Below are 23184 nucleotides of genomic sequence, written 5' to 3'. Positions count from 1 at the left end.
CGCCGTTGCGGTCTGCCCGGCGGGGCCAGGCCTGGGCGAACGCGTGTGCCCGTGTTCGCTGGCGGGGGTGGTCGTGGCGGGGATGGGGTGCGGATGTGCGGGGCTCGTACGTACGGTCGTCCAGTAGGTGGGGCGGAGTTATCGGGATGCGGGCGGGGGTGTGGGAGATGTCGGCGCGGGAAGGGGGTGCGGGATTGGGGCAGGCCCGGTACACGTTCCGGCTGCGGGTCTCGGCCACGGCCCGCACCGAGCTGATGGCGGAGTGGGACCGCTGCCGGTGGGTGTGGAACGAGTGTGTGGCCAAGTCCCGGGCCGTGCACGCCCACAACCACGCACATCCGGACGACAGGCTGACGTGCGGCCCGGCCCGGCTCGACAGGATGCTGACCGAGGCCCGCCGCACCACGCCGTGGCTCCGTGACGGGGCAAGCGTTCCGCAGCAGCAGATCATCCGGGACTTCGGTACGTCGCGCGCGAAAGCGCAGAAGGACGTCAAGGACCGGCTGCCGGTGCACCGCCGCGCGGGGATGCCCGGGTGCAAGAAGAAGCGCGAGGCCCTGCCGACGCTGAACTACACCCGGCGCGGGTTCCGCCTGAAAGGCGGACGGCTGCACCTCGCGGGCGGCATCGTGCTGACGGTGGTGTGGTCCCGTGAACTTCCGGCCGACCCCTCCAGCGTCCGCGTCCACCGGGACGCGGTGGGGCACTGGTGGGCGTCGTTCGTGGTCCCGGCCGAAGTCCAGCCGCTCCCGGCCACTGGCGCGGTGCTCGGGGTCGACTGGGGCGTCAAGGAGATTGCGACCACCACCTCGGACGCCCACGACCTTCCGCACCCGCAGCACGGGATGAAGGCCCGGGCGAAGCTGACCCGGTACGACCGGATGGTGGCCCGCCGTAGACCGAAGAAGGGGCGGGCCGCTTCGAAGGGTTACCGCGAGGCGAAGAGGTGGCGGGCGAAGACCTACGCGAAGATCGCTCGGCAGCGTCAGGACACGGCGCGTAAGTGGGCCAGGTCTGTCGTGAGCGACCATGACGCGATCGCCGTCGAGGACTTCCGCCCGAAGTTCCTGGCGAAGACATGCATGGCCCGCAAGGCCGCTGACGCGGCGATTGGCGCCACCAAGAAGGCCCTGGTCGAGATGGCCCGCAAGCACGGCCGAATTGTGCATCTGGTCAACCCCGCGCACACCACTATGGACTGCGCACGGTGCGGAGCGAGAACCAAGCACGCACTCCCGCTGTCCGAACGCACCTACAACTGCACCGCGTGCGGAGCCGTGTCCCCCAGGGACAAGAACTCCGCCCGCGTGATGCTCCACCGGGCTGGTCTCAACCCGGCTGGCGTCGAGGGCCCAAGACCTCCGGGAGCGCCGCTCCCGGAGGCCGCCTGATCCAGGAATCCCCCGCCTTCAGGCGAGGGAGGGGTCAAACCGTTTCGTCCACGGTTCTTCGCGCGCGATAATCGAAGGCGGAGCCGCGGAATGAGGGAATGCTCGGACGTCCTGACACTGGCCACTGGCAGTTCGGGCGTGAGCGCGGCCCGTCACATACAACCGGTGAAGGACAAAACCACTCATGACGCAGCCCACGATCGAGCTCAAGCCCTCCGCCAGTCCGCTCTCCGCCGCCGAGCGCGAGGCGATTCTGGTCAACCCCGGGTTCGGCCGACACTTCACCGATCACATGGTGACCATCAAGTGGACCGAAGGCCGCGGCTGGCACGACGGTCAGCTCGTTCCGTACGGTCCGCTCTCCCTCGACCCGGCGAACATGACCCTGCACTACGCGCAGGAGATCTTCGAGGGCCTCAAGGCCTACCGCCGGCCCGACGGCTCCGTCGCCACCTTCCGCCCCGACAAGAACGCCAAGCGCTTCCAGGCCTCCGCCCGCCGGCTCGGCATGCCGGAGCTGCCGGTGGAGACCTTCATCGAGGCCTGTGACGCGCTGGTCCACCAGGACCGGGACTGGGTTCCCGCGCACGGTGGCGAGGAGTCCCTGTATCTGCGCCCCTTCATGATCGCGACCGAGGTCGGCCTCGGGGTGAAGCCCGCCAACGAGTACCTCTTCCTCGTGATCGCCTCGCCCGCCGGCGCCTACTTCGCGGGCGGTGTGAAGCCGGTGTCGATCTGGCTCTCCGAGGACCGCGTCCGCGCCGTCCCCGGTGGCATGGGCGACGCGAAGACGGGCGGCAACTACGCCGCCTCGCTCCTCGCCCAGAAGGAGGCCGCCGCCAAGGGCTGCGACCAGGTCTGCTACCTCGACGCGGTCGAGCACAAGTGGATCGAGGAACTCGGCGGCATGAACCTGTACTTCGTGTACGGCGACAAGATCGTCACCCCGTCCCTCACCGGCTCCATCCTGGAGGGCGTCACCCGTGACTCCCTGCTGACCGTCGCCCGCGACCTCGGCTACACCGCCGAGGAGGGCCGCGTCTCCATCGACCAGTGGCAGACCGACGCCGAGAACGGCACCCTCACCGAGGTCTTCGCCTGCGGCACCGCCGCCGTCATCACCCCCGTCGGCACGGTCAAGCGCGCCGGCACCGAGTGGCGCCAGTCCGGCGGTGAGCCCGGCAAGGTCACCCTCCGCCTCCGCGAGGCCCTGCTCGACATCCAGCGCGGCATCACCGAGGACAAGCACGGCTGGATGCACCCGCTGGGCTAGCCCGTCGGGCTAGCCCGACGGGTCGGCCCGCTGGGCCGGGCCGACTCGCTGGGCCGGGCCGACCCTCTGGATCAACCTGCCGGGCCGAGCCGCCGGGCCGACCCGCCAGGTCGGCGACACTCCGCCCCGCCCGCGGCTCCGCGGCACCCCGCCGGTCCCCGTCGCCCCAACAGGGTTACGGGGACCGGCTGTTCGTTCGACGCGTAGCGTCCTGACGACACGGGTATCCAAAGATTCCACGGGGGGAGCGTGTCCTCCTGTGCGCCCGCACGGCCACGGAGGGAGCGCAGGTGAGCGCGAGGTCGCCGCTGTCACGACCGCGCTGGCTGCTGCGCACCCTGCGCACCCCGCGCCGGCCCCAGAGCCTCACGGTTCTCGGTCTGCTCGCCGTCGTCGCCGCACTGCTGCTCTGGAGCAGCTCGCGGATGGACAACTACGAGGAGAACCTCGCCCTCAACCTCGGCACCGACATCGTCGGTGTCGTCGTCACCGTCTTCGTGATCGGTCCGCTGATCAGCCGCGCCCAGGAGGGCCGGGTCCGCGAGCACACCCGGCTGGACTACGAGTGGTTCAGTGCCCAGGTCTACGGCTCGACCTCGAACGTCAAGGTCCTCGACACGTTCTCCAGCGTGTTCGGCCCGCAGTTCTCCGAACGTCTGTTCCGTGGCATCAAGGCGGCCACCGGGCACGGCGCCCGTGTGCAGATCCTGCTTCTGGACCCCGACTCCCTGGCGGTCATCCTGCGCGGCCGTGAACTGGGCGAACAGAGCGCCGACATCCGCCGCGACATCATGCGCAACCTGCGCACCCTGGACCGGTTCGCGCTCCGGCTCGACGAGGACTGCCGTCAACTCCTCGAAGTACGCCTGTGTTCCACGTCCCCGGGTGTGACCCTCTACCGCTGGGACGACCGCTCCCTGGTCTCCTTCCTCACGGTCGGCCGCCTCTCCGGCGAAGGCGTCCAGCTCGAAGTCGCCGTCCGCTCCCCGCTCGGCACCTTCGTCGAACAGCGCTTCGACGAGCTCTGGCAGCAGAGCAAGCCGATGGACCGGTTCACCCATCTGCCGGTGACCCTGGTCGACGCGACCGACGGACGCCGGGAGTTCAGCTGCCGCTTCGTCTACGCGGACGACGCCCTGTACGTCGCCGGGCACGACCTCGTTTCGTACATGGCCCGTCACCGGTTGGACCAACTGTCGGCGCACAGCGAGGCCTTGAGCGCCCCCGGAGCGCACGAACTGGTCGTGGTGGACGACGAAAGCCACCTCCACGCGCTGCTCACCCAGCACTTCGCGGAGAAGTACGATGCGCGGGCGACCGCCTTCGTCGAATTGCGGCCAGCGGCTTCGTTCACGGAATAGAGGCTCCGGCACCAATGGGTTCTGCGCTCCACCCGGCTCCGTACGCGAGCCCCCGATCCTCCGGCACGAGCCCCCGCTTCCGTGCCTTCACGCCGCGTGACCTGGACGGCCTGCTCCAGCGCGTGTCACTGCCGCCCGACGGGCGACTCGCCCTGCGGGCCGTCGCGGCCGTCCTGCCGTTCCGTACGAACAGCTACGTGGTCGACGAGTTGATCGACTGGGCGGCCGTGCCCGACGACCCGATCTTCCGGCTGACGTTCCCGCAGGCCGAGATGCTGCCCGAGCCCGACCTCAAGCAGATGGCGGACCTGCTCGCCCAGGAGGCCCCGAAGGCAGATGTGCTGCGTGCGGCCCACGAGATCCGGATGAAGCTCAACCCGCATCCCTCCGGCCAGCTCGACGCCAACGTCCCCGTGCACGAGGGCCGTCGCCTTCCCGGTCTCCAGCACAAGTACCCGGAAACGGTGCTGATCTTTCCGCGCCAGGGCCAGACCTGCCACGCCTACTGCACGTACTGCTTCCGCTGGCCCCAGTTCGTCGGGGAGTCCGACCTGCGCATCGCCACCGACGACATCGCCACCACCTCCGCCTATCTGCGCGCCCACCCGGAGGTCACCAGCGCGCTCATCACGGGCGGCGACCCGATGGTGATGAGCACCGAGGTGCTGCGCCGGTACGTCGAACCGCTCCTGGAGATCGACACGATCCGCTCGATCCGCATCGGCACCAAGGCGCTCGCCTTCTGGCCGTACCGTTTCCTCACGGACCGCGACGCCGATGAACTGCTGCGGCTGCTGGAGAAGGTGGTGGCGAGCGGCCGTCACCTCGCGCTGATGGCCCACTTCACCCACCCCCAGGAGCTGCGGCCCCGGGCCGTTCGCGCGGCGATGCGCAGGGTGCGTGACACGGGGGCCGTGATCCGCTGCCAGGGGCCGCTGGTCAGGGGCATCAACGACAGCGCCGGGGCGTGGGCCGAGCTGTGGAACGAGACGACCGCGCTGGGCGCGGTGCCCTACTACCAGTTCGTCGAGCGGGACACCGGCCCGCAGGGCTACTTCGGGGTGCCGCTGGCCCGCTGCCATCAGATCTTCCGAGACGCCTACGCCCAGGTGTCCGGCCTCGCGCGGACCGTGCGCGGCCCGGTCATGTCGGCGATGCCGGGCAAGGTCTGCGTGGACGGGACGGCGGAGGTGGCCGGTGAGAAGGTCTTCGCGCTGCACCTCATCCAGGCCCGCGATCCGGGCCTGGTGGGGCGGCCGTTCTTCGCGGCGTACGACGAGCGCGCCACCTGGTTCAGCGATCTAAAGCCTGCTTTCGGCGCGAGCCGGTTCCTGCCCGGACTCGACGCCGTGTGACGTCTGCTTCGGCGAGAGGGCCAGGTGGACGATGCCGCCGACCAGTCCCGACAGGACGAAGCTGCAGTCGACCCCGCCGGTCAGGGACAGCAGCGGCCCCTCGTACGACGGCAGGGACACGGCCAGCAGACCGACGAAGGCGCCCAGCGCCCAGGCCGCCGTGGCCCGGAGGTTCCAGCCGGCCTTGTACCAGTAGACGCCGCCGCGGGAGCGGCGGTTGAAGACCTGGAGGGCGTCGGGGTCGTAGACGCCGCGGCAGCGGACGAAGCCGATCAGCGTGATGACCGCCCACGGGGTGCCGATCGCGGTCAGCAGCAGGACGAAGGACGTCATCGCGGACTGGGCGTTCCAGGCGTAGTGGCCGACGAACACACAGAGCATGGCGACGACGGCGACCGCGCAGGTGGCGCGGGCACGCGAGGCGCGGGGCAGGATCGCGTCGAGGTCGAGGCCCATCGAGTAGAGCATCAGACCGGCGTTGCCCACCGAGCCCGCGGAGGCGGCCAGCAGCAGCGGGACCAGGTACCAGCCGGGGGACGTGGAGACCAGCGGGCCCGCGTAGTCCAGGGCCGCGCGGGCCCCGTACGCCGTGAAGGTGCCGAAGAGCTGGGGGACCAGCAGGCCGGCGATCAGACCGAGCCACGTGCCGTGCAGGACCGTGCGGGAGGAGTGGCGCTCGGGGGAGATGTAGCGGGTGTAGTCGCCGAGCAGCGTGATGAACGCGATCGGGCCCGACAGGCCGGCCGCCACCGCCGCGAGCAGCCAGGTGGGCCAGAACGAGCCGAGCAGATAGCCGCCGGTCTCCGGGAGCGCCGCGGTGGTGAAGTGCGGGGCGTACGCGATCACGCCGACCACCAGGAGGGCCGTCATGCCGATCGCGAGGGCGCGGGACATGGCGAGCAGCACGCGGTAGCCGTAGACGGCGCCCGCGACGGTGGCGGCGGCCAGCAGGGCGTAGACGACGGCGTACGCCAGGCCGTTCGCCTCCAGGCCGAAGAGGCGGCCGAGGACGCCCACCATCACATCGCCGCCGATCCACACGGTCAGCGCGGTGTAGCCGAGGGCGAGGAGCAGGCCGACGACCGAGCCGACCAGTCGTCCGCGTACGCCGAACTGCGCGCCGGAGGAGGTGGAGAGGTTCGTGCCGGTACGCAGCGAGACGAGGGCCAGCGGCGCGGTGAGGGCCGTTCCGACGACCGTGCCTGCCACGATCGAGCTCACGGAGGACCACCAGTCGAGCCCGAACGAGGGTGGCAGCCAGCCGAAGATGATCACCCCGAGGCAGAGGTTGGAACCGAGCAGGATCGACACCAGGTCGCGGGGTCCGCTGGTGCGTTCCTCGTCGGGGATGGTGTCGACTCCGCGCTGTTCGATCGGCATGGCTGGTCTCCTTTGACGGCCGCCTGGCGTGGTGCGGGAAGCACCAAGAGTTAGAGCGACGTTCAATGTGGCGTCTCCGATGCTTGTCCGTCAATGTTTCCCTTCCATGAATCGGACGTTTAGAGTGATGCTCTAACTGGAGGAAGGCGAGGAGGTGTCGTGGCGTGAGACTGACCCCCACGGAACGTGACCGACTGCTGCTGTTCTCGGCCGCCGAGCTGGCCCGTGCCCGCAGGGCGCGCGGACTGCGGCTCAACGTGCCGGAGGCCACCGCGCTGATCGCGGACACCGTCTGCGAGACCGCCCGCGACGGCGGGCGGCTGGCCGAGGCCATCGAGGCGGCCCGGTCCGTCCTCGGTCCCGACGACGTCCTGCCCGGCGTCGCGGACGTCGTCACCGAGGTGCACGTCGAGGCCGTCTTCGACGACGGCTCGCGGCTCGCGGTCGTCTCGGACCCCATCGGCGGCGGACTCGGCGACCGGGCCCCCGGCGCGCTGCTGCCCGCGGCCGCCCACGCCGAGCCCCCGGCCGTCCTGCGGCTCACGGTCACCAACACCGCGAGCGTGCCGGTCTCCGTCACCTCCCACTTCCACTTCTTCGAGGCCAACCCGCGGCTCGCCTTCGACCGGGCGGCCGTCTACGGGATGCGGCTCGCGGTGCCCGCGGGGTCCTCCGTCCGCTTCGGCCCCGGCGAGAGCGCCGAGGTCGGCTTCGTGCCGATCGGCGGCGAGCGGATCGCGATCGGCTTCGCCGGTCTGGTCGACGGCCCGCTGGACGCGCCCGGAGCGAAGGAAGAGGCCCTGCGCAGGGCCGCCGCCTGCGGATACCTCGGAGCGGATGGAGCAGGCGGACACTCCGGAGCAGAAGGAGCCGTAGGAGCAGGCGGACACCCCGGAGCCGCAGGGGCCGCCGGACACTCCGGAGCGGAAGGAACCGGCGCACACCCCGGACCAGAAGGGGCCGCCGGACACTCCGGAGCGGAAGGGGCCGCCGGACACTCCGGACCAGAAGAGGCCGCCGGGCACCGCGGAGTCGAAGAAGCCGACGGACACCCCGGAGACGAAGGAGCCGGCCGATGAGTATCGATCCCTACGCCTACGCCGCCACCCACGGCCCCCGCGCCGGTGACCGGGTCAGGCTCGGCGACTCCGGGCTGACCATCCGTGTCGAGTCCGACGCCCAGCTCCCCGGCGACGAGTTCCTCGCCGGATTCGGCAAGACCGCCCGCGACGGACTGCACCTCAAGGCCGCCGCCGTCCGGGACACCTGCGACGTCGTCATCAGCAACGTGGTGGTGATCGACGCCGTCCAGGGCATCCGCAAGGTGTCCATCGGCATCCGCGAGGGCCGGATCTGCTCGATCGGGAGGGCCGGCAACCCCGACACGCTCGACGGCGTCGACGTCGTCGTCGGTACCGGTACGTCCATCGTCTCCGGCGAGGGACTCATCGCCACCGCCGGAGCGGTCGACACGCACGTCCATCTGCTCTCGCCGCGCATCATGGAGGCCTCCCTCGCCTCCGGCGTCACCACGATCATCGGCCAGGAGTTCGGGCCGGTGTGGGGCGTCGGCGTCAACTCGCCCTGGGCGCTGCGCCACGCCTTCGGCGCCTTCGACGCCTGGCCGGTCAACATCGGCTTCCTGGGCCGGGGTTCGTCCTCCGACGGCGCGCCGCTGATCGAGGCGCTCGCCGAGGGCGGCGCGAGCGGCTTCAAGGTCCACGAGGACATGGGCGCCCATACCCGGGCCCTGGACACGGCCTTGCGGGTCGCCGAGGAACACGACGTCCAAGTCGCCCTGCACAGCGACGGGTTGAACGAATGCCTGTCCGTCGAGGACACCCTCAGGGTGCTCGAAGGACGCACCATCCACGCCTTCCACATCGAGGGCTGCGGCGGCGGCCACGTCCCGAACGTGCTGAAGATGGCGGGCGTCCCGAACGTCATCGGCTCCTCCACCAACCCGACCCTGCCGTTCGGCCGGGACGCGGTCGCCGAGCACTACGGCATGATCGTCTCCGTCCACGACCTGAAGACCGACCTGCCGGGCGACGCCGCCATGGCCCGCGACCGCATCCGCGCCGGGACCATGGGCGCCGAGGACGTGCTGCACGACCTGGGCGCCATCGGCATCACCTCCTCGGACGCGCAGGGCATGGGCCGCGCCGGCGAGACCGTGCGCCGGACCTTCGCCATGGCGGGGAAGATGAAGGCCCAGTTCGGCGCCCCCGAGGACCACGACAACGAACGCGTCCTGCGCTACATGGCCAAACTGACCATCAATCCGGCCATCGCGCACGGCCTCGCCCACGAGGTCGGCTCCATCGAGACCGGCAAGCTCGCCGACATCGTGCTCTGGCGCCCCGAGTACTTCGGCGCCAAACCGCAGCTCGTCCTGAAGTCCGGCTTCCCGGCCTACGGTGTCGTCGGCGACCCCAACGCCGCCACCGACACCTGTGAACCCCTGGTCCTGGGGCCGCAGTTCGGGGCGCACGGCGCGACCCCCGCCGAGATCTCGGTGGCCTTCGTCGCGCAGGCCGCGCTCGACCAGGGCAACGACAGCATGCCGACCCGCCGCCGCCGTGTCGCGGTCCGCGGCACCCGGGGCATCGGCCCCGCCGACCTGCGCCTCAACTCCCGTACCGGAGCGGTCGACGTGGACGGGCGCACCGGCCTGGTCACCCTCGACGGCGAACCGCTGCGCTCCGATCCCGCCGACTCGGTCTCCCTCAACCGCCTGTACTTCCTGTAATCGACAGCCTCTAAGGATCACCCATGTCTGCTGCCGCCGACGGCTTCCGCATGCCCGCCGAGTGGACCCCGCACGAGCGCACCTGGATGGCGTGGCCGGGTCCCAACCCCACCTTCGACAACCCGGAGGACCTCGCCGAGTCGCGGGCGGCCTGGGCGGCGGTGGCCCGCGCGGTCCGCTGCTTCGAACCGGTCACCGTGGTGTGCGGTCCGGGCCAGTCCACACCGGCCGCCGAACTCCTCGGCCCCGGCATCGACACCGTCGAGCGGGAACTGGACGACGCCTGGATGCGCGACATCGGCCCCACCTTCCTCACTGACGGGCAGGGGCAACTCGCCGCCGTGGACTGGACGTTCAACGGCTGGGGCGCCCAGGAGTGGGCCCGCTGGGAGCACGACTCCAAGATCGGCGCCGAGGTCGCGGACCTGGCGGGGGCGAAGGCGTACGCCTCACGGCTGGTCAACGAGGGCGGCGCGATCCATGTCGACGGCGAGGGCACCGTGCTGCTCACCGAGACCGTTCAGCTCGGCCCCGAGCGCAACCCCGGCTGGACCCGTGAGCAGGTCGAGGCGGAGATCCACGCCCAGCTCGGCACCCGGAAGGCGATCTGGCTGCCGCGCGGTCTGACCGGCGACTACCCCCCGTACGGCTTCGGCACGCTCGGCCACGTCGACATCGTCGCCGCCTTCGCCCGGCCCGGCGTGATCGTCGCGCACTCCCAGCAGGACCCGGCGCACCCCGACCACGAGGTGAGCCGGGAGGTCATCGGGCTGCTCAAGGCGCAGACCGACGCGCGCGGACGCCGTATCGAGGTCGTCGAGGTCCCGGCCCCGACGGTCCTGGAGGCCGACGGCCACTGGGCCGACTACTCCTACATCAACCACTACCTCTGCAACGACGGCGTCGTCCTGTGCGGCTTCGACGACCCGCGCGACGAGATCGCGGCGGGCATCTTCCGGCGGCTCTTCCCGGAGCGGACCGTGACCCTGGTGGACGCACGTACGATCTTCGCGGGTGGCGGTGGCATCCACTGCATCACCCAGCAGCAGCCGAAGGTCTGAGAATCGGGAGTCACGGATGGCCGGTGCGCGGAAGAACGCGCCACCGCGCGAGGAGGTCCTCGCCGTCGCCATGGAGATGATCGCCGAGCGCGGTCTGGAGAAGCTCACCATGGCGGCGCTCGGCCGCGAGGTCGGCATGAGCAGCGGCCACCTCCTCTACTACTTCCGGTCCAAGGACGAGCTGCTGCTGCGCACCCTGGAGTGGAGCGAGGGCCGCCTCGGCGCCGAGCGCGGCCGGCTGCTCGCCGCGCGCGGAACCGCCCGCGAGCGCCTGGACGCCTACGTCTCCCTGTACGTCCCCGACGGCCACCGGGACCCGCACTGGACGCTGTGGCTGGAGGTCTGGAACCACTCCCAGAACGCGGACGACGACGCCCGCGAACGGCAGGTGGCCATCGAGGGCGCCTGGCACCGGGACCTCGTCGCACTGCTCGCCGAGGGGGTCTCGCGCGGTGAGTTCCGCGCCGTCGACCCGGACCGCTTCGCCGCCCGGCTGCGTGCCCTGCTCGACGGCTTCTCGATCCATGTGGCGATCGGTCTGCGCGGCACCGGGCGTGACCAAGTCCTTTCCCACGTACGGGAGTTCCTCGACGAGTCGCTGGGCTGAACGGCGTTCGCGGACAGTCGGCCAGACGCCTGGGCAGGCCCGGCGCTCGTCCCCGCCGGGCATCCGCTGCCCGACGGTACCTCCGGGGCGCGGACGTGTTCGTCGTACATCCGCACCAACCACGTAGCCCAGTGCTCGCATCCTGAGACACCGTGTGAGCACGGGGGCGGTATGTGCCAGACTGCCCCCGTGCTCTCGTTCGCCACGATTATTGGCAGCAGGCGCGCCGGTCCGCAGTGACCGCCACGTACGACCAGGTACGGGCGGACACCGTCGTTCTCGACCCGCGCGCAGACCTCTCGCACCCGCGAGGGGTTTTTCGCATTTCTGGCCCACCTTCAGCCGGGAGCGCAGCGCGAGGGATCATTGGGGGACGGTGGAGCCGGTCATTCCGGTAGACCGAGTTCAATACAGGAGCCTTGAGACCATGACGGAAACCAGCGAGCTCGACGATGCGTTCCACGTCTTCGACACGACGCTGCGCGACGGCGCGCAGCGCGAGGGCATCAGCCTCACCGTGGCGGACAAGCTGACCATCACGCGGCACCTGGACGACTTCGGGGTGGGCTTCATCGAGGGCGGCTGGCCCGGCGCCAACCCCCGCGACACCGAGTTCTTCGCCCGCGCCCAGCAGGAGATCGACTTCAAGCACGCCCAGCTCGTGGCCTTCGGAGCGACCCGCAGGGCCGGTGGCAAGGCCTCGGAGGACCCCCAGGTCAAGGCGCTCCTGGACTCGGGGGCCCCGGTGATCACCCTGGTCGCCAAGGCGCACGACCGGCATGTCGAACTCGCCCTGCGCACCACCCTGGAGGAGAACCTGGAGATGGTCCGCGACACCGTCTCCCACCTGGTCGCCCAGGGCCGCCGCGTCTTCGTCGACTGCGAGCACTTCTTCGACGGCTACCGCGCCAACCCCGGTTACGCCAAGGCGGTCGTCAGCGCCGCCGCGGAGGCCGGCGCCGATGTCGTCGTCCTGTGCGACACCAACGGAGGCATGCTCCCGGCACAGGTCCAGGCCGTGGTCGCCACCGTCCTCGCGGACACCGGCGCCCGGCTCGGCATCCACGCCCAGGACGACACGGGCTGCGCCGTCGCCAACACCCTGGCCGCCGTCGACGCGGGCGCCACCCACGTCCAGTGCACCGCCAACGGCTACGGCGAGCGGGTCGGCAACTCCAACCTGTTCCCGGTCGTCGCCGCCCTGGAGCTGAAGTACGGCAAGAAGGTGCTCCCGGAGGGCGCGCTCCGCGAGATGACCCGGATCTCGCACGCCATCGCCGAGGTCGTCAACCTGACCCCCTCCACCCACCAGCCCTACGTGGGTGTCTCGGCGTTCGCCCACAAGGCGGGCCTGCACGCCTCCGCGATCAAGGTCGACCCCGACCTGTACCAGCACATCGACCCCGAGCAGGTCGGCAACACCATGCGGATGCTGGTCTCCGACATGGCGGGCCGCGCCTCCATCGAGCTCAAGGGCAAGGAACTCGGCGTCGACATCAGCGACGACCGCGAACTGGTCGGCCGGGTCGTCGAGCGCGTCAAGGAGCGCGAGCTCAAGGGCTACACGTACGAGGCGGCCGACGCGAGCTTCGAGCTCCTGCTGCGCGAGGAGGCCGAGGGCAAGGCACGCACGTACTTCGAGGTCGAGTCCTGGCGGGCCATCGTCGAGGACCGCCCCGACGGCAGCCACGCCAACGAGGCCACGGTCAAGCTCTTCGCCAAGGGCGAGCGCATCGTCGCCACCGCCGAGGGCAACGGCCCCGTCAACGCCCTCGACCGCGCCCTGCGGGTGGCCCTGGAGACGCTCTACCCCCAGCTCGCCAAGCTGGAGCTGGTCGACTACAAGGTCCGCATCCTGGAGGGCAAGCACGGCACGTCCTCCACCACCCGCGTCCTCATCTCCACCTCCGACGGCACGGGGGAGTGGTCCACGGTCGGCGTGGCGGAGAACGTCATCGCCGCGTCCTGGCAGGCCCTGGAGGACGCGTACACCTACGGGCTGCTGCGCGCGGGCGTCGAGCCGGCCGCGTAGGTCCGCCTCAGCAGGAGTCCTCGGCGAGCTTCTCGAACTCGCCGAGGCTCATCGCCCGGTCGTCGGCCCATACCTGGCCGGGCTTCAGCGCGGCGATGTCACCGGTGGAGAAGTCGACGACCCCGTTGTAGGAGTCGCCGGTGACGTAGTGGCCGAAGCCGAGCGAGTAGTGGTGCCCGGGAAGCAGCCGCCGGGCACCCCGGTGCCGGGCCCGCCAGGTGCCCGGCGGCGAGAAGAGCGGGAACTCCGCGTCCCCGCTCAGCTCCTCCTTCCGTACGTCCCAGCCGGTGGTGGCCGGTCCGTTCCCGTCGCCCCCGGCCCATCCGTCGAGCGACGGCTTGCGGTACGTGTCGTCACCACAGGGCCGGATCAGGGCGTACGGCACCCCGTCCGCCCCCATCCGGACCCCGGCGAGCGGCAGATCGACCGCCCCGCATCCGCTGAGCAGCAGTGCCCCGGCGACGACACCGGCCGCCGCCGTTCCCGCACGTCTCATGCCCGTCCCCCTCACCGGCGGGACAGGGCCCGCCCTACTGGAGCAGCCACTTCTGGTTGGCGGCCCCCGTGCATGACCAGATCTGTGCCCGCGCGGCGTTCGCCGACGAGTTGTCCGTGACATCCAGACACTTGTTGGCCGCCGTATTCACCACATCACCGGTGGCGGAGTTGTACGACCACTGCTGTGCGGCGGTTCCATTGCAGTCGTACAACTGCACCTTCGCGCCGTCGGCCGTCGACCCCGATGTGACGTCGAGGCACTTGCCGAGCGAGCGCACCGATCCGTCGGACTGGACCGTCCAGGACTGTGCGGCGGACCCGTTGCAGTCGTAGAGCTGCACCGCCGTGCCGTTGGCGCTCGAACCGCCCGCCACATCCAGGCACTTGCCGGCCAGGCCGACGAACGCCCCCGACCGGCTGCCCCCGCCCGACTGCGTCCCGGACCAGGTGAACGTCGCCGAGGTCTTGCCCGGCAGTGAATAAGTCGCGTGCTGGCCACCCCAGTTGATGGTGACCGACTTGGCGGCCGAGCCGTCGTTGTAGGCGATCAGCGCCTTCGAACCGTCAGGGTTGCGCCAGGCGACGTTCGGGACGGCCGAGGATGCCGTGGAGGCGATCCGCTGCGCCCCGGGCCGGACGAACTTCGTCAGATGCCCCATCGTGTAGTACTCGACCGTGTAGTCGACCGTCCCGCTCGCCCCGTCCCCGTTGTGCACGGTGATGAGCCCGGTGCAGGTGCCACAACCCCCGTTGTGCGGGCCCTTGTTCTGGTCCACGGCGAGCGACCACTTGGTCACCGACTTCGCCCAGTTGCGGGTGTAGTCGACGATGTTGAGCATGTCCTCGCGCTGCTGGTTGGCGATCCAGGTGCCGCCGGAGTGCTCGGTCCCGAAGGCGTCGAGGCCCGGGTACTGGTTGTGCACGCTCGTCTGCTTGGTGACGTCACCGCCGTAGCCGTGCCAGGCGATCCCGCCGAAGTTGGCGTTCGAGCGGACCGCGGCGTCGTCGACGGTCCCCGCGGCGTAGGAGTCGTACACGTCCCAGTTCCAGTCGTGCGCCAGCACCTTCGTCGACAGACCGGACGCGTTGAGCTTCGGCAGCAGCTCGCTCTTCGTGAAGTAGGCGAGGCCCGAGGCGTTCCAGCTCATCGACGGATAGCCGGAGCAGCATGTCGGCTCGTTCTGGACGGTCACGTACGACACGGGAACGCCCTGGTCCTTGTACGCCTGAAGGTACTTGACGAAGTACGAGGCGTACGCGCCGTAGTCCTCGGACTTCAGCCAGCCGCCGTTGAGCGACCCGCTGTCCTTCATCCAGGCCGGTGCCGTCCACGGTGAGGCCATCACCGTCAGGGAGGGATCGAGCTGGAGCGCCTGCTTGGTCAGCGGTACCACGTCGGCCAGGTCGTGCGCGACGGAGAACTGCGCCAGGTTCGGGTCGCTCTGCCCGGCCGGCACGTCGTCGTAGGTGTAGCCGTAGCGTGCGAGGTCGGAGGCGCCCATCGGATTGCGCAGGAAGGACAGTCCGATCCCGTCCGTCGGTGAGAACAGTTTGCGCATCGTCGCGTCGCGGGTGCTCTGCGACAGCGCGCCGCTGCTGTTCATCAGCCAGGCCGCGGTGTCGGTGAAGGAGGCGCCCCCGCCGGTGAAGGTCTGGTACCGGGTGTTCTCGTCGACGGTGATGTTCTCGCCGCTGCCGCCGCTGCCCGACTGGAAGGCGAACGGAGCCTGAGCCTGGAGCCCGCGCACGACATGGCGTCCGCCGTCGTCGTCGGTCGTCGTCAGATAGGCGGTGACCTGTTCGCCCGCGGCGTGCGCGGGCGCTGCCGCCGTGAATCCCGCGGTGGCGAGCAGCCCCGCGACGATCAGCCGGACCGCCCGGGTGGATCTTCTGGTGGATCTCCTCATGGAGCGCCGCCCTTCTGGAGGTGGGGGGAAGGCGTGCGAGGCGTGAGTAAATGACGACTACGGAGCCACGTCAAGGGGGCGCGCGTTCACAGTTTGAAGGAACAACTGCCCTGATCCGGCCGTGACTTGAGTGTGTACCGGTTCTGACGTGAAGTCTTGACGGGTTGCCGGGACGTCAGTTAACTCACGCCGTGATCTAAGTCGTAAGAAGAGTGAGTGATCGCGAGAAGTACGTCGTCAAGAAGCACGTCAACAGAAGAAGCACGTCGTCAGAAGAACGTGAGAGTCGAGGGGGGATCCCATTGACAGGGCTCGATCGGAATTCCGTACGAAGAACAGCTCTGCTGGCCGGTGCCGCACTGATCGCCGGACTGCTTCCGCTCGCTTCGGCGGGAACGGCGGCGGCCGATGATCCCGCTCCCGTCCCGGTCGACCGCTTCGAGGGCGAGGTGCCCTTCGCGAGCCAGCCCGCCGAGGGCATCTTCACCTGGGGCGGCGACAGCGACGATCCGCCGAAGCTCGCCCTGACCGCGCGGTCGGAGGCGCCCGAGGGCGCCAAGGTCCTCACCGGCGACTACGACATCAGCGGCTACGGCGGGTTCACCCACGACTTCGACGCCGGCCGGCCGGCCCACGACTGGTCCGCGCACAAGGGCATCCGCTTCTGGTGGGACGGCCACGACAACGCCAAGAAGATCGCCTTCGAGATCAAGGACGGCGGCGCGAACGGCGAGGCCTCGGAGCTGTGGACGACCTCCTTCACCGATGACTTCACCGGCTGGAAACAGATCGAGATCCCCTTCACCGACTTCACTTATCGCACGGACTACCAGCCGGTCGGCGGTATCGACCAGGTCCTCGGCCTGACACAGATGTGGGGGTACGCCCTCACCCTCCCGGTCGGTGTCCAGGGGCAGTTCGCCATGGACGACGTCGAGCTGTACGGCAAGGCCGACCAGTCCCTGCGCGCCTCCGTCACGACCGATGCCGCGGTCTACCCGGTGAAGGAGGGCGGCACCGCGAGCGTGAAGGTCTCCGTCGCGACCACCGGCTCCGCCCCGATCGACGAGCCCGTGACCGTCGGATACGAGAGCGCGGGCGGCACCGCCGAGCCGGGCAAGGACTACACCCAGGTCCGGGGCGAGGTCACCTTCCCGGCGGGCACGACGTCCGGCACGAGCCGCATCATCAGGATCCCGACCCTGCGGGACCGGTCCGCCGAAGCGGCCGAGACGATCCCCCTCAAGCTCACGGTGACGGGTGCCAAGGCCCCCGCCGAGACCCCGCAGGCCGTCATCGACGCCCACGGACTCCCGTACCTGGACCCGAAACTGCCCGTGAAGAAGCGGGTCGCCGACCTCGTCTCCCGGATGTCACTGGAGGAGAAGGCCGGACAGATGACCCAGGCCGAGCGCGGCGCGATCGGCGCGGGCGGCGACATCGCCTCCTACGACCTCGGGTCGCTGCTCTCCGGTGGCGGATCCACGCCGACGCCCAACACCCCTGAGGCCTGGGCGAAGATGGTCGACGGCTACCAACTGCGGGCGCAGGCAACGCGGTTCCAGATCCCGCTGATCTACGGAGTGGACGCGGTGCACGGCCACAACAACCTCGCCGGTGCGACGGTCATGCCCCACAACATCGGCATCGGCGCCACCCGTGATCCCCAACTGGCCGAGAAGACGGGCGCGGTGACCGCCTCCGAGGTCCGCGCCACCGGCATCCCCTGGGACTTCGCCCCCTGTCTGTGCGTGTCCCGCGACGAACGCTGGGGCCGCTCCTACGAGTCGTTCGGCGAGGACCCGGCGCTCGTCCAGTCCATGGAGACGATCGTCCAGGGCCTCCAAGGCGCCCGCAGCGGCAAGGACTTGAAGGACGACGACAAGGTCCTCGCCACCGCCAAGCACTTCGTCGGCGACGGCGGCACCGGCTACGGAACGTCCACGACGGGCTCGTACACCCTCGACCAGGGCGTCACCACGGTCACCCGGCAGCAGTTGGAGGCCGTGCACCTGGCCCCGTTCCAGACGGCGGTCGACCGCGGTATCGGCTCGGTCATGCCGTCCTACTCCTCGCTCGACATCGTCGGCGACGGCCAGGGGCCGGTGAAGATGCACGCCCGCGCCGACATGATCAACGGTGTCCTCAAGGGCCGGATGGGCTTCGACGGCTTCGTCATCAGCGACTGGAACGCCATCGACCAGCTCCCCGGCGACTACGCCTCGCACGTCCGCACGTCGGTCAACGCGGGCGTCGACATGATGATGGTGCCGTATTCGTACAAGGACTTCCGTACGACGCTCACGGCCGAGGCGAACGCCGGCCGCGTCAGCGCGCGGCGGATCGACGACGCCGTGTCGCGCATCCTCACCCAGAAGTTCGAGCTGGGCCTCTTCGAGAAGCCGTACGCGGACACGAGCGGCGCGTCGAAGATCGGCTCGGCCGCACACCGGGCCGTGGCCCGGCAGGCGGCCGCCGAGTCCCAGGTCCTGCTGAAGAACGCGGACGGCGTACTGCCGCTGAAGAAGTCCCAGAAGGTGTACGTCGCCGGTTCGAACGCCGATGACCTCGGCAACCAGACCGGCGGCTGGACCCTCACGTGGCAGGGCTCGTCCGGCCCCATCACCAAGGGCACCACGATCCTCCAGGGCATGCGGAACGCCGGCGGTGACGTCACCTACTCCAAGGACGCCTCGGCACCGACCGGCGGCTACGACGTCGGTGTGGTCGTCGTCGGCGAGACCCCGTACGCGGAGGGTGTCGGCGATGTCGGCAACGGCAACGATCTGGAGCTGACCGCGGCCGACAAGGCCGCCGTCGACAAGGTGTGCGCGGCCATGAAGTGCGCGGTGCTGATCGTCTCGGGCCGCCCGCAGCTCATCGGCGACCGGCTCGGCGCCGTCGACGCCCTCGTCGCCTCCTGGTTGCCGGGCACCGAGGGCGACGGTGTCGCGGACGTCCTCTACGGAAGGCGCGCCTTCACCGGGCAGCTCCCGGTCACCTGGCCGAAGTCGGCGGCCCAGGTGCCGATCAACGTCGGTGACACCTCCTACGACCCGCAGTTCCCGTACGGCTGGGGTCTCACGACGCTCACGAACGTACCGGGCGGCGGCACGGCCGCACTCCGGACGCTCGCCCTGGTCGCCTCGGCGGCGGAGCAGTCCGGCGCCGACAAGATCGGCCGCGCCGCCGTGACGAAGGCCCGCCTGCTCGTCCAGCGGAAGATCGGTTCGTCGATCACCGCGGCGAACGCGGGGCCCTTCGCGGACGCCGACCATCTTCTGCTGACCGGCCACTACGCGCAGGCGGTGGCCAAGCTGACGGAGGCGTACCGGGCAGGGTGAGGAAGGGCGTGGAGGGCCGGCCGGGGCTGGACATCAGCCCCGGTCGGCCCGCGTTCCGGTCCTTGCTCTTTACGACGCGGTCGGTGCAGTCGCCGCCGTGGCCGCCGTCGCCGCGGCGGCGCTCCGGAGTTCCTTGGCCAGCTTGCGGGCCTTCAGAGCCTTGATCACGATGTAGACGCGGAACACGGAGACCAGGAGCATCACGACACCGAGGAACGCGCCGAAGGCCGACCCGTCCCGCGCCGCGGCATAGAAGAGAGCGCCGCTGAAGGGGAAGCCGACGGCGATGAGCAGCGGCTCGCGAACTCAGAACGGGAGAACGCGAAGGATGAGTCCGACCATCCGGCTACTTCATCAGGTCCATGCCAGAAATTGCTGTGATGGAGGCCATAGTTCCGGTAGGCGGAATCGGATCGTTGCGGGGCGCCGGCCCGATGGTGTGCTCCACGGCGGGCGGGCCCGGCGCCGATGGGTTCGGCCGGGCCCCGACCGTAGTGGGAAGCCACCCTCCCGATGTCCAGTTTTGCTCCGGTTCGGGTAGCTTCAAAGGCATGAGGGCCGCACGCACCCGAGGACTTCCAGGCCTGTTGGTCGCACTGACACTCGCGGCCCTGGCGATGGTGTGGTTCCCGGCGCCCCGGGCCCATGCGGCGACCGACGTCTCCACCGTCGCTGCGGCCCTGCGGAAGGGCCCCGTCTATGTGGACCCGGCCGCCTCCGCCCAGCTCTCCGGGGCGGAGGCGAACGCCCTCGCCGCCAAGATCAAGAAGGCGGACAAGCCGGTCTTCGTCGCCGTGCTCCCCGCGAACTTCCCCACCCGGAACCTCTTCCAGGACCTGCGCACCGCCACCGGTGTCACCGGCCTCTACGAGATCAGGCTCGGCGACCGCTTCGACGCCCGCGCCGACTCCTCGGTGATGTCCCGCTCGGCCGTGCAGAACCTCGTCACCAGCGTCCAGGGCGTGTCGGACGCGAACACCCAGCTGAACGAGTTCACCGACCGCGCGCTCGCCAACATCCACGGTTCGGCGCCCGCGAGCTGGGGCGGCGGCACGAACGGCACAGGCGTCCCGGTGGGAGCGCTCATCGCGGTCGGCGCGGTGGCCGTCGTCGGCGGCGCGGGCGCGTACACGGTCGTGCGCCGCAACCGGCGCCGCAAGGAGGACGAACAGCGGGCGGCGCTCGACAGGCTCCGCGTGGTCGTGGACGAGGACATCACCGCCTTCGGCGAGGAGCTGGACCGGCTCGACTTCCACCCCGCGGAGGCGGGTGCCGACGACGCGATGCGCGCGGACTACGAACGCGGGCTGGACGCGTACGAACAGGCGAAGTCCTTCATGGCCAAGGCCGAGCGCCCCGAGGACGTACGCGCCGTCACCCAGTCCCTGGAGGAGGGCCGCTTCTCGCTGGCCGTGCTCGCCGCGCGCCGCGAGGGCCGCCCGGTCCCCGAACGCCGGGCGCCCTGCTTCTTCGACCCCCGCCACGGCCCGTCCGTCGCCGACGCGGCCTGGACTCCCGCCGGCGGCGCACCCCGCGAGGTCCCGGTCTGCAAAGCCGACTGGATCCGCCTCGTCGGCGGCGAGGACCCGGCGATCCGCGAGGTCGAGACCGACCACGGCCGCCGTCCGTACTGGGACGCGGGCCCGGCGTACGGCCCCTGGGCCGGCGGCTACTTCGGCGGCGGCGTGCTGCCGGGCCTCCTCGTCGGGACCGTGCTCGGCAGCATGATGGCGAGCCCCGGGTACGGGGCCGCCTACGGCACCGGTTATGGCGACTTCGGCGGCGGTTACGACGGCGGCGACGTCTCCGGTGCCGACTTCGACCCCGGTGACTTCGGCGGCGGCTTCGGGGACGGCGGGGGCGGCGACTTCGGTGGCGGCGGCGACTTCGGCGGCGGCTTCTGAGGGGACTCCGAGGACGCGGGAGCCCCGCCCCGGTCCCTGGGGAGGATCCACTCCAGCTGTCCGGCTCCAGTCGTCCGGCTCCGGGCTTCCGGCTCCGGCGTCCGGTTCTACGCGTCCGGCAGGGCCGGCCAGTCGCGCCAGGACGGATCACGCCCGATGAACCGTGGTCGGCGGAAGGGCCAGTCCTCGGCGATCCACCGGGGCACGAGCAGATCCAGGTCCCGCTCCAGCGCCGTACCGACCCGTTCGTCCACCACCCACCACGAGATCTCGGCGTCGGCGCCCGCCTTCTCGGGCGGGTGAAATGCCCAGGCGCGGGTGAAGTGACCGCGTGTGGAAACCGGAGCGAGGAAACCGGAGCGCCCGTCCCCTCCGTACGGGGAGGGCGGGCGGGCGCGCTCGGGGTGTCGCCGCGGCGAACGGGTCGGCCGGAGCCGGCCGACGCGGCCCGGCGGAAGCCGGTGACTCAGCCGGCGTTCTTGATCGCCGAGATGTCGAAGTTCAGCTTGATCTTGTCGGAGACGAGGACGCCACCGGTCTCCAGGGCCGCGTTCCAGGTGAGGCCCCACTCCGAGCGCAGGATCTCGGCCTTGCCCTCGAAGCCCACGCGCTCGTTGCCGAACGGGTCCTTCGCGGCGCCGTTGAACTCCAGGTCGATGGTGAGCTGCCGGGTGGTGCCGAGGATCTCCAGGTCGCCGGTGATCCGGTAGTTGTCGCCGCCCAGGGCCTCCGCCTTGGTGGAGCGGAAGGTCATCGCCGGGAACTCGTCGGTCTTGAAGAAGTCGGCGCTCTTGAGGTGGCCGTCGCGGTCCGCGGACCCGGTGTCGATGCTGTCCATCTTGACGTCGAGGGAGGCCGTCGACTTGGCCGGGTCGCCGCCGTCCAGGTGCAGCGTGCCCTCGAAGTCGTTGAACTTGCCCTTGACGTTGGTCACCATCGCGTGCCGGGCGACGAAGCCGATCGTCGAGTGGGCCGGGTCGATGGTGTAGTCGCCGGTCAGCGCGGCCAGGTCCGGGTTCACGGCGGTGGCCGTCGCGGTGCCCGCGGACTCGGCGGTGTCGGTGGTCTTGCGGCCGAAGATGCCCATGAGGTGCTCCTTGGGGGACGGGCCGCGGTTCCGGGGGAGCCACGGCGTCAGTTCTTTGAATGTTCAAATCTGTTGAACGTTCAACGAGCTCAACAAGGGCAACCGTAGACCTATTCCGTTCAACTTTCAACATTATCCGGAGAGTGGCTCCAGCGTCACGGTGGGTTGCACGTGTCCGGCCTCTGGCGAACGCGCGTAGAACTCGGGCACCATCTGCATGCACCCCCTGCACAGCCGCCCCACAGGAATCACGGCCGTATGCCCGTACGGCCGTCCGACGGTCCTCCGCAGGAAAGGTCCCCCCAGATGAGACTCAGGTCAGCGCTGACCGCTCTCGCCCTTGTCGTGGCCCCCGGTGTCGCCGTCGTCGGCACCGCCACCGATGCCTTCGCCGTCAGCAAGATCAGTCACGCCACCGCGACCTCGATGTTCCGGCAGTCCGGCATCACCTGGTCCTCCTCCGGCAACTGCTCCGACCGCAACAACTCCACCTGTACGTCGTTCGAGCAGCTGAACCTCGCCACAGCGCAGGGCGCCCAGACCCTCAAGGGGGCCAGCGGCTGCGCGCTCAACATCACCGGCGGCACCGAGACCGGTCACGCGAGCGGCACCTACTCGCACTGGAACGGCTACAAGCTGGACTACGGCAAGAACACCTGCGTCACCGCGTACATCAAGAACACCTTCAGCTACATAGGTCTGCGCGGCGACGGTGCCCCGCAGTATCAGTCCGGTGCCGGCAACATCTACGCCGACGAGGGCAGCCACTGGGACGTCCTCTACTACAACTGCGGCGGCTGCTGAGCCGGTGCCTGCGGGGTGCGCGGACCGCCGAACGGGGGTCCGCGTCACCCCGGTGACGGCATGTGCCGCTCATGAATGTGAGGTGGCTCTCGGTCCAACGGTTTGTGTGATCTCAACAAGCCCAAGCCCCTCTGGGCAGTCGGATCGCCTGCATGTGATGGCGGTTCTGTTCAGGAGCACCAGGAAAACGGTCCGGAGACTGTGCAGAGTCGACGGGCCTCTTTCCTTGGTGGACTTCGTATGGTCGCTACATGACCGTTTTGGACGAAGCCGACACCGCCAGCTCCACGAGCTCCACAGGTGAACCGACGGACGCGCGCGGACGTGTGGCCGAGCTGCACGCGATCCGTGGCCGGGCGCTGGCCGGCCCCAGTGAGAAGGCGACCGAGGCGCAGCATGCCAAGGGCAAGCTGACGGCTCGGGAGCGT

At 70.1% G+C, this 23184-nt stretch carries 16 protein-coding genes and 3 pseudogenes; 13 read left to right on the top strand and 6 right to left on the bottom strand.

Annotated elements, in window-relative coordinates; translation table 11 throughout:
* Nucleotides 1-167 precede the first annotated feature (167 nt).
* From N4G66_RS20305 to N4G66_RS20290, 4 genes are all read left to right on the top strand, one after another.
* On the top strand, nucleotides 168-1391 hold the full coding sequence (locus tag N4G66_RS20305) for an RNA-guided endonuclease InsQ/TnpB family protein (protein ID WP_261705651.1): 1224 nt from the start codon (nucleotides 168-170) through the stop codon (nucleotides 1389-1391).
* Nucleotides 1392-1575: 184 nt separating this feature from the next.
* Nucleotides 1576-2664: a branched-chain amino acid aminotransferase gene (locus N4G66_RS20300; protein WP_261705547.1), complete on the top strand. Its 1089-nt coding sequence runs from the start codon at nucleotides 1576-1578 to the stop codon at nucleotides 2662-2664.
* A gap of 290 nt (nucleotides 2665-2954) precedes the next feature.
* A complete protein-coding gene (locus N4G66_RS20295) occupies nucleotides 2955-4025 on the top strand; it encodes a hypothetical protein (protein WP_261705546.1) in 1071 nt (356 codons plus the stop codon).
* Nucleotides 4026-4039: 14 nt separating this feature from the next.
* Nucleotides 4040-5380 (top strand): KamA family radical SAM protein, encoded by a 1341-nt coding sequence (locus N4G66_RS20290; protein ID WP_261705545.1) that lies wholly within the window; start codon nucleotides 4040-4042, stop codon nucleotides 5378-5380.
* Here N4G66_RS20290 and N4G66_RS20285 read toward each other — a convergent pair.
* Nucleotides 5327-6760, bottom strand: a complete 1434-nt coding sequence (locus tag N4G66_RS20285; protein ID WP_261705544.1) for a cytosine permease — start codon at nucleotides 6758-6760, stop codon at nucleotides 5327-5329. The genes N4G66_RS20290 and N4G66_RS20285 overlap by 54 nt on opposite strands.
* 164 nt (nucleotides 6761-6924) lie before the next feature.
* Between N4G66_RS20285 and ureA the strand changes: the two are divergent.
* From ureA to cimA, 5 genes and pseudogenes are all read left to right on the top strand, one after another.
* Nucleotides 6925-7599 (top strand): annotated as a pseudogene (ureA, locus tag N4G66_RS20280) (urease subunit gamma); the annotation flags it as partial.
* 236 nt (nucleotides 7600-7835) lie between these two features.
* The gene (locus N4G66_RS20275; RefSeq protein WP_261705543.1) at nucleotides 7836-9512 is read left to right on the top strand and encodes an urease subunit alpha; all 1677 of its coding nucleotides are present in this window, start codon (nucleotides 7836-7838) and stop codon (nucleotides 9510-9512) included.
* Nucleotides 9513-9535: 23 nt separating this feature from the next.
* Nucleotides 9536-10573, top strand: a complete 1038-nt coding sequence (locus N4G66_RS20270; protein WP_261705542.1) for an agmatine deiminase family protein — start codon at nucleotides 9536-9538, stop codon at nucleotides 10571-10573.
* Between the two features lie 16 nt (nucleotides 10574-10589).
* Nucleotides 10590-11180, top strand: coding sequence for a TetR/AcrR family transcriptional regulator (locus N4G66_RS20265; RefSeq protein ID WP_261705541.1), 591 nt, complete (start codon nucleotides 10590-10592; stop codon nucleotides 11178-11180).
* Between the two features lie 427 nt (nucleotides 11181-11607).
* On the top strand, nucleotides 11608-13212 hold the full coding sequence (gene cimA / locus N4G66_RS20260) for a citramalate synthase (protein ID WP_261705540.1): 1605 nt from the start codon (nucleotides 11608-11610) through the stop codon (nucleotides 13210-13212).
* A gap of 7 nt (nucleotides 13213-13219) precedes the next feature.
* On the opposite strand, the gene N4G66_RS20255 is transcribed toward cimA, so the two are convergent.
* A complete protein-coding gene (locus N4G66_RS20255) occupies nucleotides 13220-13708 on the bottom strand; it encodes a hypothetical protein (protein ID WP_261705539.1) in 489 nt (162 codons plus the stop codon).
* A 34-nt stretch (nucleotides 13709-13742) separates the two neighbouring features.
* On the bottom strand, nucleotides 13743-15617 hold the full coding sequence (locus tag N4G66_RS20250; RefSeq protein ID WP_261705538.1) for a ricin-type beta-trefoil lectin domain protein: 1875 nt from the start codon (nucleotides 15615-15617) through the stop codon (nucleotides 13743-13745).
* Between the two features lie 302 nt (nucleotides 15618-15919).
* On the opposite strand from N4G66_RS20250, the gene N4G66_RS20245 reads away from it, so the two are divergent.
* Nucleotides 15920-18961, top strand: coding sequence for a glycoside hydrolase family 3 protein (locus N4G66_RS20245; RefSeq protein WP_261705537.1), 3042 nt, complete (start codon nucleotides 15920-15922; stop codon nucleotides 18959-18961).
* Between the two features lie 69 nt (nucleotides 18962-19030).
* Here N4G66_RS20245 and N4G66_RS20240 read toward each other — a convergent pair whose 3' ends face one another.
* A complete protein-coding gene (locus tag N4G66_RS20240; RefSeq protein ID WP_261705536.1) occupies nucleotides 19031-19162 on the bottom strand; it encodes a hypothetical protein in 132 nt (43 codons plus the stop codon).
* Between the two features lie 350 nt (nucleotides 19163-19512).
* On the opposite strand from N4G66_RS20240, the gene N4G66_RS20235 reads away from it, so the two are divergent.
* The gene (locus N4G66_RS20235) at nucleotides 19513-20865 is read left to right on the top strand and encodes a hypothetical protein (protein WP_261705535.1); all 1353 of its coding nucleotides are present in this window, start codon (nucleotides 19513-19515) and stop codon (nucleotides 20863-20865) included.
* Nucleotides 20866-20972: 107 nt separating this feature from the next.
* Here the strand turns inward: N4G66_RS20235 and N4G66_RS20230 are convergent.
* Nucleotides 20973-21164, bottom strand: a pseudogene (locus tag N4G66_RS20230) (N-acetyltransferase); the annotation flags it as partial.
* A gap of 167 nt (nucleotides 21165-21331) precedes the next feature.
* The gene (locus N4G66_RS20225; RefSeq protein WP_261705534.1) at nucleotides 21332-21952 is read right to left on the bottom strand and encodes a YceI family protein; all 621 of its coding nucleotides are present in this window, start codon (nucleotides 21950-21952) and stop codon (nucleotides 21332-21334) included.
* 306 nt (nucleotides 21953-22258) lie between these two features.
* Here N4G66_RS20225 and N4G66_RS20220 point away from each other — a divergent pair, with 306 nt between their 5' ends.
* Together N4G66_RS20220 and N4G66_RS20215 are read left to right on the top strand one after the other, a co-directional pair.
* Complete coding sequence (locus N4G66_RS20220; RefSeq protein ID WP_261705533.1) at nucleotides 22259-22756, top strand: hypothetical protein; 498 nt, start codon at nucleotides 22259-22261, stop codon at nucleotides 22754-22756.
* Nucleotides 22757-23007: 251 nt separating this feature from the next.
* Nucleotides 23008-23184: pseudogene (locus N4G66_RS20215) on the top strand (methylmalonyl-CoA carboxyltransferase); the annotation flags it as partial.

The sequence above is a fragment of the Streptomyces rhizosphaerihabitans genome (genome assembly GCF_025399795.1).
Classification (GTDB): Bacteria; Actinomycetota; Actinomycetes; order Streptomycetales; family Streptomycetaceae; genus Streptomyces; species Streptomyces rhizosphaerihabitans.
Note: the sequence above shows the minus strand (reverse complement) of the source record. Positions and strands in the feature narration are given on the sequence as shown.

Coding starts and splice junctions, on each gene's coding strand:
- cimA (WP_261705540.1), top strand. CDS start 11,608: ATGACGGAAACCAGCGAGCTCGACGATGCGTTCCACGTCTTCGACACG.
- N4G66_RS20270 (WP_261705542.1), top strand. CDS start 9,536: ATGTCTGCTGCCGCCGACGGCTTCCGCATGCCCGCCGAGTGGACCCCG.
- N4G66_RS20235 (WP_261705535.1), top strand. CDS start 19,513: ATGAGGGCCGCACGCACCCGAGGACTTCCAGGCCTGTTGGTCGCACTG.
- N4G66_RS20305 (WP_261705651.1), top strand. CDS start 168: ATGTCGGCGCGGGAAGGGGGTGCGGGATTGGGGCAGGCCCGGTACACG.
- N4G66_RS20220 (WP_261705533.1), top strand. CDS start 22,259: ATGAGACTCAGGTCAGCGCTGACCGCTCTCGCCCTTGTCGTGGCCCCC.
- N4G66_RS20225 (WP_261705534.1), bottom strand. CDS start 21,952: ATGGGCATCTTCGGCCGCAAGACCACCGACACCGCCGAGTCCGCGGGC.
- N4G66_RS20240 (WP_261705536.1), bottom strand. CDS start 19,162: ATGCTCCTGGTCTCCGTGTTCCGCGTCTACATCGTGATCAAGGCTCTG.
- N4G66_RS20250 (WP_261705538.1), bottom strand. CDS start 15,617: ATGAGGAGATCCACCAGAAGATCCACCCGGGCGGTCCGGCTGATCGTC.
- N4G66_RS20265 (WP_261705541.1), top strand. CDS start 10,590: ATGGCCGGTGCGCGGAAGAACGCGCCACCGCGCGAGGAGGTCCTCGCC.
- N4G66_RS20300 (WP_261705547.1), top strand. CDS start 1,576: ATGACGCAGCCCACGATCGAGCTCAAGCCCTCCGCCAGTCCGCTCTCC.
- N4G66_RS20285 (WP_261705544.1), bottom strand. CDS start 6,760: ATGCCGATCGAACAGCGCGGAGTCGACACCATCCCCGACGAGGAACGC.
- N4G66_RS20290 (WP_261705545.1), top strand. CDS start 4,040: ATGGGTTCTGCGCTCCACCCGGCTCCGTACGCGAGCCCCCGATCCTCC.
- N4G66_RS20275 (WP_261705543.1), top strand. CDS start 7,836: ATGAGTATCGATCCCTACGCCTACGCCGCCACCCACGGCCCCCGCGCC.
- N4G66_RS20255 (WP_261705539.1), bottom strand. CDS start 13,708: ATGAGACGTGCGGGAACGGCGGCGGCCGGTGTCGTCGCCGGGGCACTG.